Origin of the sequence: Bombella apis, from assembly GCF_018221685.1 — a bacterium.
GTDB classification, from domain to species: Bacteria; Pseudomonadota; Alphaproteobacteria; order Acetobacterales; family Acetobacteraceae; genus Bombella; species Bombella apis.
In genome coordinates, this window is record NZ_JAGJTM010000004.1 from 536121 (window position 1) to 551553 (window position 15433).

Below are 15433 nucleotides of genomic sequence, written 5' to 3' on the forward strand. Positions count from 1 at the left end.
TTTTCATGGCTTGTGAAGGCGGGCGACCTGGAGCGTGACGAGGTAGATCAGCAGCCCGCTGGCTGAGAGGATGGCCCCGCCCCAGCCAACGGCTCTGATGCCCAGGCCGTGCTCTACCAGCATGGCACCCAGGGATGCCCCCAGAGCGTTGGCGATGTTGAAGGCCGAGTGATTCAGCGAGGCTGCCAGCGTCTGGGCATCTCCGGCAACATCCATGAGACGGGCCTGCATGGCGGGACTGAGGATGATCGTGGCAGCAGGCAGGAAGAAGCAGACAACCAGCATGGCAGTACTGGAGGGAAGCAGCAGCCAGAAGGCCAGCATGAAGACAACGCTGGCAATCAGGCTGAAAATGGTCGTGCGGTTCAGGTTCCTGTCAATCATGGCCCCGCCGAAGGCATTGCCGGCGACCATTCCGCATCCCCAGATGACCTGATAGAGCGTGACCATCCAGGGGCTGAGATGCGTTACCTGTCCCAGCCCGGAGGTCAGGAAGGTATAGACGGCGAACATGCCGCCGAAACCGATGGCCCCGGTCAGCAGGGTCAGCAGGACGTGGGGGTTCCTGAAGGCGGACAGCTCGGAACGGGCATTGATGTTGTTCTGCGGGCGGTCAGCGGGGATGAAAAAGGCTACCCCGGCCACGCAGATCAGCCCCAGAACGGACAGGGCTCCATAAATCACTTCCCACGGAACATATTGGGAGAGGAACGTGCTGAGTGGTGCGCCTATGACGGTGGAGATCATGATGCCGGACAGGACCATGCTGATGGCCCGTCCCCGCCGGGCCCGTTCGACCATGGAGGCACCCGTCAGGGCAGCGATACCGAAATAGGCCCCATGGGGCAGCCCTGTGATGAAGCGCATGACCTCGATGGGCAGGAGTGAGGTAAAGAGGATGGTGCCGATATTGCCGATGCAGAACAGGGAGAGCAGAAGCAGCAGGACTGTCCGGCGGGGCAGGCGGGCTCCGGCGATGGCCATGATGGGGGCACCCACTACCACGCCAAGAGCATAGGCGGAGATGACGGCGCTGGCCTGCCCGATGGAAATGTCAAGGGCATGGGAGAAGGCAGGCAGGATGCCCATCATTCCGAATTCTCCCGTGCCAATGGTAAAGGTCCCGAGCATGAGGGCTGCAATGGCCGGGGCGACGCCATGAGGCGGGGTCAGGCGTGGGCCTGTAACCGTTTCGGTCTGCTCCATAAAGGGAGTGCTCCAGTCTGATTGGGGATGACGAGGATATACGGGATATGGCCTGCTTTTTCCAATCTCTTCTTGCCGTTCAGGCATGGCGTACGACCTTCCCACATGGTCGGATTTCTTGACACTCTGTCCTGCCTCGTGTAACGGCAGTGCCATTGCCGGGAATGTTGGATGGTCTGGCCGGGATGATGCGTGCTGTGGCGCACTGTTCCATGAGGTTCGCAGGCTGTTCCGTTCTCCAAGTACCCCGTGATGGGGGAGGGGAACCTACCGGTGCAACAAAGGGCTGTCGCACAGGGCCGCCGGTCTGAGAGAATACGGGTTTAACCGATGTCAAAACGTCTTGAGAGCAAGTACAAGATCAACCGCCGCCTCGGCGTCAACCTGTGGGGCCGTGCCAAGTCCCCGGTCAACCGTCGTGAATATGGCCCGGGTCAGCATGGTCAGCGCCGCCGTCAGAAGCCGTCTGACTACTCCGTGCAGCTGATGGCCAAGCAGAAGCTGAAGGGCTATTACGGCAACATCAGCGAGAAGCAGTTCCGCCGCTATTATGACGAGGCCGTGCGCCGCAAGGGTGATACCTCTGAGAACCTGATCGGCCTGTTGGAGCGTCGTCTGGATGCCGTCATCTACCGTCTGAAATTCGCCATGACGCCGTTCGCTGCCCGTCAGTTCGTCAGCCACGGTCATGTGCTGGTCAACGGCAAACGCGTCAACATCCCCTCCTATCTGGTGAAGGAAGGCGATGTGATCGAGGTGCGTGAGAAGTCCAAGCAGCTCGCCATCGTTCTGGATTCCGTCCAGAGTGCCGAGCGTGATGTGCCGGAATACATCGAGGTGGATCATCGCCAGATGAAGGGTACCTTCATCCGTGTTCCGCAGCTCTCCGATGTGCCTTACCCGGTGCAGATGGAACCGAATCTGGTGGTCGAGTTCTACTCCCGCTAAGATACGGCTACTGGCTGTATATGGAGGCGCCGGGCGGTTTTACCGTCCGGCGTTTGCCGTTTCTTACGCTCTCTTCCCAGGAAGGCTGATATGTCCGACCCTACCATCGCTGCGGAGATTCCCCGGCGGCGCACTTTTGCCATCATTTCCCATCCTGATGCCGGTAAGACCACGCTGACAGAGCGCATCCTGCGGGCAGGTGGGGCCATCCAGATGGCCGGGAATGTCCGGGCCAAGGGAGAGCGGCGGCGGACACGGTCGGACTGGATGAGCATCGAGAAGGACCGTGGCATTTCGGTCGTCACCTCGGTGATGACCTTCAATTATGGTGGATGTGTCTTCAACCTGCTGGACACGCCGGGCCATGAGGACTTCTCCGAGGATACCTACCGCACGTTGACAGCGGTGGACTGCGCCGTGATGGTGATTGATGCCGCCAAGGGCATCGAGGCCCGGACCCGCAAGCTGTTCGAGATCTGCCGTCTGCGGGATATTCCCATCGTCACCTTCATCAACAAGATGGACCGTGAGGCGCAGGACTGTTTTGCCCTGCTGGATGAAATCTCCAGTGCGCTGGCTCTGGACGTCTCCCCGGCGACATGGCCGGTCGGGCGTGCGGCGAAATTTGCCGGTATTTATGACCTTCGTACGAAGTCCTTGCACCTGAAGGAAGAGCTGCCCGAGGATGATGAGCGGCTGGCCCAGATGCGGGAAGAAGTAGAACTGGCCGAGGTGGCCCTTCCTCCTTTCGAGAAGGAATTTTTCGATGAAGGACATCTGACGCCCGTTTTTTTCGGTTCAGCCATGAAAGAGATTGGGGTGACGGACCTTCTGGATGCTCTGGCTGCCTATGGGCCGCCGCCCCGTGCCCAGCCCTCTGAGACACGGGATGTGCAGGCGACGGAAGAGAATGTCACGGCCCTGATTTTCAAGATTCAGGCCAATATGGACCCCAATCACCGGGATCGCATGGCTTTTGCCCGTGTCTGTTCAGGGAAGCTGACCCGTGGGATGCGTCTGAAGCATGTGCGTATCGGCAAGCAGTTCGCCCTTCATACGCCACAGTTTTTCTTTGCGCAGGACCGGCAGCTGGTGGAGGAAGCCTTTGCCGGGGACGTGGTGGGGATTCCCAACCATGGGACACTTCGCATTGGTGATACGTTGACGGATGGTGAAGACCTGCGCTTCACGGGGGTTCCGCATTTTGCCCCGGAAATCCTGCGTCGTGTGCGGCTGGATGATGCCATGAAGGCGAAGAAGCTGCGTCAGGCCCTCGTGGAGCTGGCGGAAGAGGGGGTCGTCCAGCTGTTCCGCCCGCAGGATGGAGCCCCGCCAATCGTGGGCGTGGTGGGGACCCTCCAGCTGGACGTGCTGCAGTCCCGCCTCCAGGCGGAATATAACGTGCCGGTCGGTTTTGAGAGCACGCCTTTCACGCTTGCCCGTTGGGTCACGGGCGATAAAGCTGCCCTGGAGCAGTTTGTGGCCCTCAACCGGAGTGCGATGGCTGATGATCTGGATGGTGATCCAGTCTTCCTTGCCGGTTCTGGCTTCATGATGAACCGGGCTATCGAGATGAATGAGGCTCTCAGTTTCCATGACATCAAGCAGATCGGGATGTCTGGAACGGCCTGAAGTTCTTCCTGCCCGAAACATGAGGAAAGGCCCGGGCGGGAGACCGTCCCGGGCTTTTCTGTTTTCAGGGCAGCCTGATCTGCACGGAGACAGGACAGTGGTCTGAAAGGGTCAGCCCTTGTGCCACATTGCGCAAGAGCATGACACGGAGACTTCCCGGAATGAACCAGTCCCGGGCCTGATTGCCGAGCAGGATGTGATCGATGAACAGGTCACCACTGCGGCGGCAGGGGCTGGTAAAGCCCGCCGTGGTGAGGGTCAGGCTGGCGTCGTTCTGGAGATTTTGCATGAGAGGGTCAGCCGGTGTCAGGCGGCGGTTGAAATCTCCCAGAATGGCAAAGGGCGTCCCGTCATCCACCCTGTCCAGTATCCAGTCCTCGATGACATGGAATTGTTGATAGAGCAGGGAACAGGCACGTTTTCTGGCAGCAAGAGGCTGTGCCCAGCATCCGGTCTTCAGATGGACGATGAGCAGTCTCAGGCTGGAGGCTCCTTTGCGGAGGGTGACATCCATGCCGCCCCGGAGGGGGTGATGATGCCCCGGCTGCGGGATATTGAGAGCCGTGATCTCGGGATTGACGGTGACGCTCAGGCCGGCCGTCCGCCGGATCGCCAGTCCGACCTTCTGGGGAATAGGGTCTGGCGTGATGTAGAGGTCATACTCGTCCTGAGGGAAAACAAGCTGGGCCGCCGCAAGACTGTCCACTTCTTCAAAAGCGAGGATGTCACTGTGGAGACGGTGTGCCTGATGACGCAGGGCTGCGAAGTCCGCAGCCGTGCGTGTGGGGGCATCAGGGGGCAGGGTATGGTCACTGGCAGGGCGGAGGGTGAGCCAGTCCATGTTCCAGCTGGTCAGCTTCAGGCTTTCCGAAGCCTGTGCTGGGGACAGCAGCAGGATGAAGCTGCACAGCAGAGAGAGTGCAAGGGACAGGGCGTGGCATGAAAAACCGCCTGCCCCGGGGGACAGACGGCTCTCCGGTGCCCGAAAGGGCACGCTGTCAGGCATGGTTGGCTGTGCCGGTTTCCTTGAGAAGGGCGATGGCCTCTTCAACGGAATATTCCGTCTTGTTATTCTCGTGGAGAATGTACATGCGTCCATTCTGGATGTCGTAGTACCAGCCTTGTACGTTCAGCTCGTTACGGGACAGAGCCTTGGCAACGATCGGGTGTGTCTTCAGATGGGTGAGCTGAAGGCGGACATTGGCCTCAGCCAGATCGCGGACATCTTTGGGGCCAACATCTTCAGCCCGCAGATCGCCGATGGTGGCAGCAGCGGCCTCGGCATTGTGCAGCCAGCGGCGGACGGTTGGCATGTCGGCCAGCTTTTCCGGGTTTGTGGTCAGATTGATGAGGGCGGACATGGCCCCGCAGTTGGAGTGGCCACAGATGATGATGTTTTTTACCCCCAGAGCTCCGACGGCGTATTCGATGGCGGAAGCCACGGCCCCGACCATGTTGCCATAGGCCGGAACGATGTTGCCGACATTGCGGATGAGGAACAGCTCACCCGGTTCTGTCTGGGTGATCAGGCTCGGGCTGATGCGGCTGTCGGCGCAGGTGATGAATAGCGTTGGTGGGTTCTGATCGTAAGCCAGACTCTGGAAGAGATCCTTTTTTTCCGGATACACCTCTTCTTCAAAGGTGCGGACGCCATCAAGGAGTTCCAGAAGAGTGTTACGGTGGAAGACCATAGCGTTATGTTTCCTGATCAAAGACGCATCATGCGGGGCAAAGCCCTGGCGAGCCCACTATGGGCAAGGCAGGTCACGGTGCCCATAGGCCATATATTAAAAATCTTTTTAAGAAGCGTCCAGACGAAAGCCCCTCCTGATTCATGAAATGTCTTTCATGACCTGGGCGGGCAAGGCCAGAGAAGGATCATCTGCAAGAAAAAAGCGTCAGGCCCTCCATAACAGGCCTGACGCTCTCTTCAGGGTAGTTCTTTTCGTCAGAAAAGAGGTCTCGCAGGTCTCAGCCTTCGGCCAGTGTCTTGCGCAGCATGGCGAATACGGCATCGGCAGCCGGTTCGGAGCCACCAGCCTGCGCCATGTCAGGGCGGCCACCGCCACCTTTGCCGCCCATCAGGGCGGAGGCTTCCCGGGCCAGCTTCACGGCATCGAAGCGGTCCGTAAGGTCCTTGCTGACGGCGATGACGATGCTGCCCCGGTCATTGGCGCCGGAGATCAGGGCCACCACGCCGGAGGAGATCTGCTTCAGCAGGCCATCAGCCAGCCCCTTGAGGTCCTTGGGGCTGACATCCTCAAGGAAGCGGGCCGCCAGAGTGACGCCATTGACGGTCTCGCTGGAGGCAGACCCTTCCCCCGTGGCCAGCTTGTGCTGGAGGGAGGAAATCTGCGCATTGAGGGCCTTGCGTTCTTCCAGCAGGGCGGCAAGACGGGCCGGAGCCTCGGCAGGCGTGACCTTCAGGAGGGCAGCCATTTCGGCCAGCCGTTCCTCACTGGTGCGGATGGTCTGCTCGGCCGCAGCCCCGCAGACAGCCTCGATACGGCGGACGCCGGAGGAGACGCCACTTTCGGAGACGATGCGGAACAGGCCGATCTCACCCAGACGGGTCACATGCGTACCGCCGCAGAGTTCGATGGAATAGGCCTGACGGTTTTTCTCATCCTCATTGCCCATGAAGACGACACGGACTTCATCGCCATATTTCTCACCGAAGAGGGCCATGGCGCCGCTTTCAATGGCCTGTTCCTGCGTCATCAGGCGGGTTTCGACCGGGCTGTTCTGGCGGATGCGGGCATTCACCTCGGCCTCGATGGTTTTCAGCTCATCCTCCGTCAGAGGGCGGGGCTGGCTGATGTCGAAGCGCAGACGGTCCGGCGTGTTCAGGCTGCCCTTCTGGGTGACATGCTCACCGATATGGCGGCGCAGGGCCTCATGCAGGAGATGGGTTGCGGAGTGATGCCCCCGCACGGCGGTGCGGCGCACGTGGTCGATCTCGGCATGAACATCCATGCCCGGCCTGAGCGTGCCTTCCACGATGCGGCCATAATGGACGATCAGGGAGCCGTTCTTCTTCTGCGTGTCAGTGATTTCGATCCGCAGGCCCGGGGCTGTCAGCGTACCATGATCGCCAACCTGTCCGCCGCTTTCTCCATAGAAGGGGGACTGGTTGAGCAGGATGGCGACTTCGTCACCGGCTTTGGCTTCGGCAAGCTCATCGCTGCCACGGAAGACGGCCTGCACCTGGGCATCGGCAGCCTCGCTCACATAGCCGAGGAACTCCGTGCTGCCGAAGCGGTCACGGGTATCGAACCAGACGGTCTCCACGGCACTGTCACCGGAGCCAACCCAGGCGGCACGGGCACGCTGGCGCTGCTCGGCCATGGCACTTTCAAAACCGGCCTCATCGACCTTGTGGCCACGCTCACGTAGCACGTCCTGCGTCAGGTCCAGCGGGAAGCCGAACGTGTCATAGAGCTTGAAGGCCACGTCACCGGGCAGATGACCGTTGCTGGAGAGGCGGCCCATCTCGTCTTCCAGCAGGGCCATGCCACGGCCCAGAAGGGCGGAGAAGCGTTCTTCCTCACCCTTCATGGTTTCGGTGATGAGGGCCTTGTGCTGGTTCAGCTCAGGATAGGCATGGCCCATCTGCTGGATGAGGGCAGGCAGCAGACGGTAGAAGACCGGCTCCTTCGCCCCCATCAGGTGGAGGTGACGCATGGCACGGCGCATGATGCGGCGCAGCACATAGCCACGTCCCTCACGGGAGGGCAGAACACCATCGGAGATGAGGAAGGCGGTGGACCGCAGATGGTCGGCCACCACACGATGGCTTGTCTTGAAGCGGCCATCCGCATCCTGTTTCAGCAGGTCGGCAGAGGCCTCGATGAGGGCACGGATCGTGTCCGTGTCGTAATTGTCCTTCTTGCCCTGCATGACAGCGGCGAAACGCTCCAGCCCCATGCCGGTATCAATGGAAGGGTGGGGAAGATTGGTCCGCTTGCCTTCGCCTTCTTCAAAGAACTGCATGAAGACGAGGTTCCATATCTCGACGAACCGGTCGCCGTCTTCATCAGGGCTGCCTGGAGGGCCACCGGCCACGGACGGGCCATGATCGTAGAAGATTTCGGAGGACGGACCGCAGGGGCCGGTATCGCCCATACGCCAGAAATTGTCGGACGTGGCGATGGGGATGATCTTGTCATCCGAGAGGCCAGCGATCTTCTTCCATAGGGAAGCGGCCTCATGATCGTCCGCATAGACGGTGACGAGCAGCTTCTCGGCCGGGATGCCGAAGCCTTTGGTCAGCAGCGTCCAGGCAAATTCGATGACCTCAGCCTTGAAGTAATCTCCAAAGCTGAAATTCCCCATCATTTCAAAGAATGTGTGATGACGTGCCGTGTAACCGACGTTGTCCAGATCATTATGTTTGCCACCGGCACGGACGACCTTCTGGGCTGTTGTGGCCCGCTTGAAAGGCAGGGTCTCCTGCCCGGTAAAAACGTTCTTGAAAGGCACCATCCCCGCATTGGTGAAGAGCAGGGACGGATCATTCTGCGGAACCAGAGAGGCAGACGGAAGGATGCGGTGCCCGTGGGATTCAAAATACTGAAGGAATTGTGCGCGGATATCGTTGGTACTGATCATGAGTCTGTAGGTCCGGGTTCCGGAGAAAGAAAGGATGGTTCCTGTTTTCTAGCCGATTTTCTGGCTTTTGGAAATGGAGGTCCGATGGAGGAGATGCAGGGAAGCGTGCAGGAAAAGAAGACCACCAGCCGGGGAATGGGGCTTTATGACTGGGGGGTCTTCTTGTGAAAGACGAAGTGATGGCAGAGGGCAAAATTGATGAACATGCCGCCTGCTGTCCCGCAGAGCAGAGCAATGACGGTGTAATGCCGTGTCAGCGGCCAAAGGCTGAAGAGGGCCAGCACGATCCCACGGTTGATGATGAAACCGGGAAGATTGGCCAGTACAAAGCGCCCCCATTGATGATGCACCTTGTGGCGTTTGCGGCAACAGTCCCGGAATGTCCAGTAACGGTTCAGAATCCAGTTGTTGCTTGAGGCAATGACATAAGCGAGCAGGGCGGCAGCACGGAGCCCGACAACATGGCGGAAAAGGGAGAGGCTTGCCCAGTCCACGAGAAAGCCGACAGCTCCCACAACGCCGAAATAGAAGAAGCGCTGCATGAGAGGAAGGAACTTCATCAGGCTTCTGGGAATGAACTGTTCAAGCATTTTTCAGCTGGAAAACCATAAGGATTGTTGCAGAGGCGGAGGGGACCCTAACACAGCTTCACAGGGGAGAGGTAAATCTTTTCTTGTGAAAGGTTGCACAGGAGGAACGGGCCATAAAAAAAGGGTGCCCGAAGGCACCCTTTTTCCGTAACCGTAAGGCCCGGGCTGAAAATCAGCTCTGAAGATTACTTCAGGATGATCTCAACGCGACGGTTCTGCGGCTCACGCGTGTTCTTGGCAGTTGCCACCAGCGGGTTGGCATCGCCGTAACCGTGGATGTCAATGGCCGTAGCCGGAACGCCCAGACGGATCAGCTCAGCCTTGACGCTGTTTGCACGACGGAGGGACAGACCCATGTTGTACTTCTCACCGCGCGGACCCGGATGAGCAGCGGAGTTGTCGGTGTAACCGTTAACTTCGATGCGCGTCGTCTGCACGTGTGTGGAAGCCTGGGCAGCCTGGGCAACGATGTCGCGGGCGCGGCCGGTCAGGTTGGACTTATCCCAGTCAAAGAAGACGAGGTAAGTACGGGCAGCCTGAGTCGGCGGCGGAACGACAACATGCGGAGCCGGCGGCGGCGGCGGCGGAGCATTGTTGAAGGCATAACGCAGGCCGAGCATGAACTGGTGCGTGTAGCGCGTGTTGAAGCTTACGCGGTCACCCTTGCCATGGTTCTCGTTGTTGTTGTGCAGGTACTGACGGCCGCTGGTCACGCCGCTCATGGAACCCGTCTGGCCCATGAAGCGATACTGCGTGGTCAGAGCCAGGCCCGGAACGCCCGGGATGTCGTAAGCGGCACCAGCGATGAACTGAGCAGCGAAACCACCCTGGGTGTTGTTGAAGTTCGGGTCAGGACGACCGGTGCTGCGGTTGTAGACCTTGCGGTAACGCTGCCACATGTAACCGGCACCGATACCGACGAACGGTGTAACCGGAACATCGTTCAGGCCGAACATGCCGAGATCGATGTCATACAGCACGTTGGCGAACCCGCCCCAGCCTTCGCTCTTGCCGTGGGCCTTGCGGTTGCCACCAGCGGCAAAGGCGCCACCCAGACGGGTGATGTGGGTCTGGTTGTAGGTGCCCTCAATTTCGAGGCGCAGACCGTTACCGAAGCCGTAACCAGTGGAGAGGTAGCCGTTGAAGCCGGTGCCGGAGTGGGCGTTGCCACCGATGCCACGACCGTGGGAGGTGCCAGGGTTACCCTGACGGAACTGCTGGTGCTGAACCAGGTTGTAACCGCCTGCCATGTCGACATACGGGCCGGTGATCGTGCTGGCCATGGCAAATGACGGCAGGGCCACCATTGAGGTCATGGCGAGAAGTGCATTACGAATACGCATTTACTTCCTCAGTCCTTAATTCTGTATACTTACGGCCATTACGGTTGGCGGGCGTCGGAACGATCACCGTATGGAGCCAGCGCGGCCGATAACTGAGATGTAATGGAAAGCTGGTAGGAAGTTAAGAGGTTTTCCGCCCTGCGTTTGCGATGGAAGATACACTGTGACCAATACAACACATTATCGGAATAAAGGCTGGAATGTGGCGGTATCAGGGGGCAAAACCTTCAGCCAGAAGCAGGGCCCGGACATCATCCATGGCGACATCACGGCAGGTGAAAGCCATGCCGATTCCGCGGAGCAGAACGAAGGTGATCTTCCCGTCGCGCAACTTCTTGTCCCGGCCCATGTGGTTCAGCAGGGTTTCCGTACTGAGGCCGTGGGGCAGGTCTGCTGCACCGGCGGGCATTCCCAGGGCGTGGAGATGGGTGTCAAGCCGTGTCAGGTCATCCTCGGGGGCAAGCCCCATCCTGACGGACAGTGCCAGGGCCATGTGCAGGCCGATGGAGACGGCTTCCCCATGCAGGAGGCGGCCGTCATAATGGAACTCGGCTTCAAAGGCATGGGCGAAGGTGTGGCCCAGATTGAGCAGGGCCCGACCGCCTGATCCTGCCTGCTCCCGTTCATCGTCCTGTACGACTCCGGCCTTGAAGGCACAGGCCCGGCGGACAGCTTCACCCAGCTTCCCGGGCTCTCCCTCCAGAACGGCCTGACCATTGGCTTCGCACCAGGCAAACAGTTCGGCATCAGCGATGAGGCCTGCCTTGACGATTTCTGCATAACCCGCCACGAGCTGGCGGCGGGGGAGAGTGGCCAGCGTTTCCGTATCGGCCAGCACGAGCCGGGGCTGCCAGAAGGCTCCGATGAGATTCTTTCCGGCCCGGGCATTGATTCCCGTTTTACCTCCGACAGAACTGTCCACCTGTGCCAGCAATGTTGTGGGAATCTGGATGAAGGGAATCCCGCGCAGCGCCGTAGCCGCCACAAATCCGGCAAGGTCACCAATGACCCCCCCACCCAGGGCAATAACGGTGGTGCCACGCTCGATGCCCCGTTCGAGCATTTCTTCCATGACGGCTTCAAAACGGGCGAGAGATTTGCTGCCCTCTCCCGGAGGCACGATGATGGTGTGAAAGCGGATGCCGACCTCACGGAAACTGCGTTCCAGCGTGGCCAGATGATGGGTGGCAACTGTCTCGTCGGTCAGGATGATGGCGTGGCCGTTGGGCAGATGGGGCTTTACCCGCAGGCCCGCCTGCGCCAGCAGCTCACGGCCGATGAGAACCTCATAACTGTGGCCGGCGAGAGCAACCGGGACATGATGGGGCAGACTCGTATTGGCAAGGGTATCAGTAATGGTCCGGGTGGCCTGTTCCACGCTTTCATCTCCACAGTCGATAATGATGTCTGCCTCGGCATAGCGCGGATACCGCACGGTGGCGAGCTGACGCAGGGTGGCCGCCGGGTCGCCCTGGGCGAGGAGGGGGCGGCTTCCACGGTTGTTGAGCAGGCGTCTGAGCAGGACAGCCATGGGGACATGCAGCCAGACAGCACAGACATCTGCTGCCTCGTGGATGAGGGCACGGGTCTGCGGATGCATCCAGGCGCCACCACCGGTGGCCAGAATGCAGGGGCCGTTCTTCAGGAGGCGGCGTATGACCCGATGTTCCCCGGCACGGAAATGGGCTTCGCCATGGTGGGCGAAGATTTCCGGGATGCTCTGGCGGGAGGCTTTTTCGATCTCGGCATCGGTATCGATGAAGGGGATGCCATAATGCTGGGCCAGCATCCGTCCCAGAGTCGTTTTTCCGGCCCCCATGAGGCCGACAAGGACAATGATGCGGAACGGTGGTCTGGCTGGCTGCGGGGCGTGCAAGGAAGGGGACATGCTGTCCCTCTATCACGGGTGAGAGAGGTGGGGTAGGTCTCTCATCGCCCATGTCTCTGGGAGGGTGTGTCTCCGGTGGAAGAGAAGAGGGTTTTTAAAACGGGATGATCCTTCTATAAACGGGACGTATCCTTTGACATGGAGCCGTCTTATGAAAACCGTTGCCCGTCTGGTGCTGGTCCTGCTGGTTCTTGTGGTGTTGGTGGGGGGTGGGTACGTCCTGACGGCTCACGATACGCAGCCCCCGGCACCGGTGATGGTGCATCGTGACCTGACACCGCAGGCCGTGTCCCCTGCCACCTCTGCCCAGAAGGCGGCCCCGGGCCTGCCGGAGCTTCCACCTGTTGGAGGGCATTGAGGAGCGGCCCTCATGACGGACGGGCGGGAGGTCCGGCGCTGCCCTGCAGAATCTGCTGCCCTGATAGAGGCGTTTCTTGAGGCCATCGTGGCAGAACGGGGAGCAGCAGAGCAGACGAGAGCGGCCTATCGGGCTGATCTGGAAGATTTTGCCTGCTGGTGTGCGCCCCTGTCGTTGGCAGATGTATCCCGGGGCAGTGTACAGGCCTATTTTGCCGATCAGGGGCGCCGTGGCATTTCCGCCCGGACACAGGCCCGCCGTCTTTCCTGCTTTCGGCAGTTTGCCCGTTTCATGCTCCAGATGGGCGTGCGGGCGGACGAGATGACCGCCGGGCAGGCATCTCCCCGCTATCAGAGTGGTCTGCCTCATCCATTGAGTGAGGATGAGGTCAGGCGACTTCTGGAAAAGGGCACCTGCGGCCATGCGGATCTGCGCCGGGACCTTCTCTCCCGTGTGGCGCTGGAGATGCTGTACACGACAGGCCTGCGCATCAGCGAGCTTCTGAGCCTGCCAGCGGGCTGTGTCCGGCAGAGAGGCGGCATGCTGCCCGTGCGGGGCAAGGGCGGGCGGGAAAGGCTCGTGCCTTTCTCCAGCGCAGCCAGGGAAGCGGCAGAGGCGCTGCTGGCCTATGATGCCGTGCTGGACAGCCCGTGGCTGTTCCCGGGGCGCAATCCCCGGAAGCCACTGACAAGGCAGGGATTCGACAAGATACTTCATGCCTGTGCGCTCAAGGCCGGGCTGGACCCCCTGCGTGTCAGCCCACACGTGCTGCGTCATTCCTTTGCGACCCACCTGCTCAACAGGGGGGCGGACCTGCGGGCGCTTCAGGTGCTGCTGGGACATGCCGATATCACGACGACCCAGATTTACACGCAGGTCATGACGGAGCGGCTGAAAGAAGTTGTCCGCCAGCATCATCCCCTGGGGCAGGACAGGCAGAGCGGGGAGGCGGGAAAGCGGGGGTGATAGCCGGCTCCGGCAGAGTTTTCCTGCTTCGTGTCAATTTAGGGCTGTCTTGCGTCCTGTTTGCGTGCTATCGGGCAGAACATGCGCCAGTTCCTAGATTTCGAAAAATCGGTTGCCGAGCTTGAGACCAAGATCGGTGAACTTCGTCAGGTTGGTCGCCAGGAGGATGGCGCTGGTCTGGATGGTCTGAACATTGATGAGGAGACAGCCCGCCTTGCGGAGAAAGCGGACAAGCAGCTCCGCACGCTCTACAGCAAGCTGACCCCTCTCCAGAAAGTGCAGGTGGCCCGTCACGCACAGCGGCCTCATGCGCTGGATTACATCCAGTCGCTGATGACGGATTATACCCCGCTCGCCGGGGACCGTGTTTTTGGGGATGATCAGGCTCTTGTAGGGGGGCTGGCCCGTTTCCGTGGGCAGCCGGTCGTGGTCATCGGGACCGAGCGTGGTTCTGATACGGAGAGTCGTCTCCGTCACAATTTTGGCATGGCCCGACCGGAAGGGTATCGCAAGGCCCAGCGTCTGATGCGCATGGCAGAGCGTTTTGGCCTGCCGATTCTGACATTCGTGGATACGGCCGGTGCGTGGCCGGGGATTGATGCCGAGGCCCGCGGGCAGGCAGAGGCGATTGCCCGGGCGATTGATACCTGCCTTCAGGTCAAGGTTCCGCTGATCGCTACGGTGATCGGCGAGGGCGGGTCTGGTGGTGCCATTGCCATTGCCGCAGGCGATCGTGTTCTGATGCTGGAACATGCCATTTATTCTGTCATCTCTCCCGAGGCGGCCGCTTCCATTCTCTGGCGTGACCCCAAGATGGCGCCAGCCGCTGCCGAAGCGCTTCGTCTGACGGCGCAGGATCTGAAAAAACTTGGCCTGATCGATCATGTGATTGATGAGCCGGTGGGGGGCGCCCAGCGTCTTCCTGCTGAAGCCATCAATCGCGTGGGTGAGGCCATTGCTGCAGAACTGGCCTCCGTCCAGGGGCTCTCAAAGGAAGAGCTGCTGGCCCGGCGTCGGGAGCGTTATCTGGAAATGACACGGGTAGGCTGACCGTTCCGCCTGACTGATATGGAGTTTTTGGGAAAGCCGCCTTTTTAGGCGGCTTTTTTTTCAGGCTCCTCGTGGAGGATCTCCCTCCAGGGGGGTGAAGCCCAGGCTGGCAAGAAGGGTGCGCAGGGCCGCCCCAGCCAAGGTGACAGCCTCAGCGTCATAGCCTTTTGCAACAAGGGCCACACCCCGTTTCTGTCCTTCGTCAAACGGGTAGGAGCCGATATCCAGTGTAGGGAAGTCATGCTGGATGGCCGTGAGTGCCTCGGCAAGATCGCCTTCATAGACATTGTAACTGTACCAGCTGGCACTGGTCAGTGGAGCTCCGCCCTCAAGACGTGGCATGAGCCAGCCCACCATGGCTTGAAAGATGCGGGGGACTCCGGCCATGACATGGACATTGCCCAACGAGAACCCGGGTGCTGTGGACACTCTGTTTTCTATGGGCGTTGCGCCTTTGGGCAGCCATGCCATGCGCTGTCTGGCCTTGTTGAATTCTCCCGCCGGGAAGAGGGCTTCCAGCTGGTGGAAGCTCTCTTCATGGCATGTCAGGGGGACCCCAAGGGCCTCGGCCACACATGCAGCGGTAATGTCGTCATGGGTGGGGCCGATGCCGCCGCTGGTGAAGAGAAGATCGAATCGGGCCCGGCAGTCATTGATGGTGGTTATGATGTGTTCCGGGATGTCGGGAATGACCCGGACTTCAAGAAGCCGGATGCCTCGGCCATTCAGGGCCTGGGCCAGGACACGGATGTTGGCGTCCTGCGTGCGGCCTGAAAGGATTTCATTGCCGATGACAAGAAAACATGCAGTACGGGGAGCCATGAGCCTGTAATACCTTGGT

Annotated in this window: 13 protein-coding genes; 5 read left to right on the forward strand and 8 right to left on the reverse strand. The window is 60.2% G+C overall.

Annotation, left to right across the window (positions count from 1 at the left end; all coding sequences use genetic code 11):
* Window positions 1–3: 3 nt before the first annotated feature.
* Window positions 4–1206 carry an MFS transporter gene (locus J8Z04_RS05585; RefSeq protein WP_192848029.1) on the reverse strand — a complete coding sequence of 401 codons (1203 nt, stop codon included), beginning with the start codon at window positions 1204–1206 and terminating at the stop codon, window positions 4–6.
* 330 nt (window positions 1207–1536) lie between these two features.
* On the opposite strand from J8Z04_RS05585, the gene rpsD reads away from it, so the two are divergent.
* Window positions 1537–2154, forward strand: coding sequence for a 30S ribosomal protein S4 (gene rpsD / locus J8Z04_RS05590; RefSeq protein WP_043560719.1), 618 nt, complete (start codon window positions 1537–1539; stop codon window positions 2152–2154).
* A gap of 90 nt (window positions 2155–2244) precedes the next feature.
* Entirely contained in the window at window positions 2245–3786 is a 1542-nt protein-coding gene (locus J8Z04_RS05595) for a peptide chain release factor 3 (protein ID WP_043560717.1), read from the forward strand.
* Between the two features lie 64 nt (window positions 3787–3850).
* Here the strand turns inward: J8Z04_RS05595 and J8Z04_RS05600 are convergent, their stop codons facing one another.
* From J8Z04_RS05600 to aroB, 6 genes are all read right to left on the reverse strand, one after another.
* Window positions 3851–4792 (reverse strand): endonuclease/exonuclease/phosphatase family protein, encoded by a 942-nt coding sequence (locus J8Z04_RS05600; RefSeq protein ID WP_192848030.1) that lies wholly within the window; start codon window positions 4790–4792, stop codon window positions 3851–3853.
* Window positions 4785–5477, reverse strand: a complete 693-nt coding sequence (locus J8Z04_RS05605; protein WP_043560716.1) for a carbonic anhydrase — start codon at window positions 5475–5477, stop codon at window positions 4785–4787. The genes J8Z04_RS05600 and J8Z04_RS05605 overlap by 8 nt, the downstream gene beginning before the upstream one ends.
* 280 nt (window positions 5478–5757) lie before the next feature.
* Window positions 5758–8397 carry an alanine--tRNA ligase gene (alaS, locus tag J8Z04_RS05610; RefSeq protein WP_192848031.1) on the reverse strand — a complete coding sequence of 880 codons (2640 nt, stop codon included), beginning with the start codon at window positions 8395–8397 and terminating at the stop codon, window positions 5758–5760.
* Window positions 8398–8540: 143 nt separating this feature from the next.
* Window positions 8541–8957, reverse strand: a complete 417-nt coding sequence (locus tag J8Z04_RS05615) for a GtrA family protein (RefSeq protein WP_166651622.1) — start codon at window positions 8955–8957, stop codon at window positions 8541–8543.
* 215 nt (window positions 8958–9172) lie between these two features.
* The gene (locus J8Z04_RS05620; protein WP_192848032.1) at window positions 9173–10330 is read right to left on the reverse strand and encodes an OmpA family protein; all 1158 of its coding nucleotides are present in this window, start codon (window positions 10328–10330) and stop codon (window positions 9173–9175) included.
* Window positions 10331–10541: 211 nt separating this feature from the next.
* Window positions 10542–12218: a 3-dehydroquinate synthase gene (gene aroB, locus J8Z04_RS05625; protein ID WP_192848033.1), complete on the reverse strand. Its 1677-nt coding sequence runs from the start codon at window positions 12216–12218 to the stop codon at window positions 10542–10544.
* 151 nt (window positions 12219–12369) lie between these two features.
* Here aroB and J8Z04_RS05630 point away from each other — a divergent pair, with 151 nt between their 5' ends.
* The 3 genes from J8Z04_RS05630 (at window position 12370) to J8Z04_RS05640 (ending at window position 14592) form a co-directional block, all read left to right on the forward strand.
* Window positions 12370–12576 carry a hypothetical protein gene (locus tag J8Z04_RS05630; RefSeq protein ID WP_043560710.1) on the forward strand — a complete coding sequence of 69 codons (207 nt, stop codon included), beginning with the start codon at window positions 12370–12372 and terminating at the stop codon, window positions 12574–12576.
* Between the two features lie 12 nt (window positions 12577–12588).
* Window positions 12589–13542: a tyrosine recombinase gene (locus J8Z04_RS05635; protein ID WP_192848034.1), complete on the forward strand. Its 954-nt coding sequence runs from the start codon at window positions 12589–12591 to the stop codon at window positions 13540–13542.
* An 81-nt stretch (window positions 13543–13623) separates the two neighbouring features.
* Window positions 13624–14592 (forward strand): acetyl-CoA carboxylase carboxyltransferase subunit alpha, encoded by a 969-nt coding sequence (locus J8Z04_RS05640; RefSeq protein ID WP_043560709.1) that lies wholly within the window; start codon window positions 13624–13626, stop codon window positions 14590–14592.
* Window positions 14593–14652: 60 nt separating this feature from the next.
* Here the strand turns inward: J8Z04_RS05640 and J8Z04_RS05645 are convergent, their stop codons facing one another.
* A complete protein-coding gene (locus J8Z04_RS05645; RefSeq protein ID WP_192848035.1) occupies window positions 14653–15414 on the reverse strand; it encodes a competence/damage-inducible protein A in 762 nt (253 codons plus the stop codon).
* Between the last annotated feature and the right edge of the window lie 19 nt (window positions 15415–15433).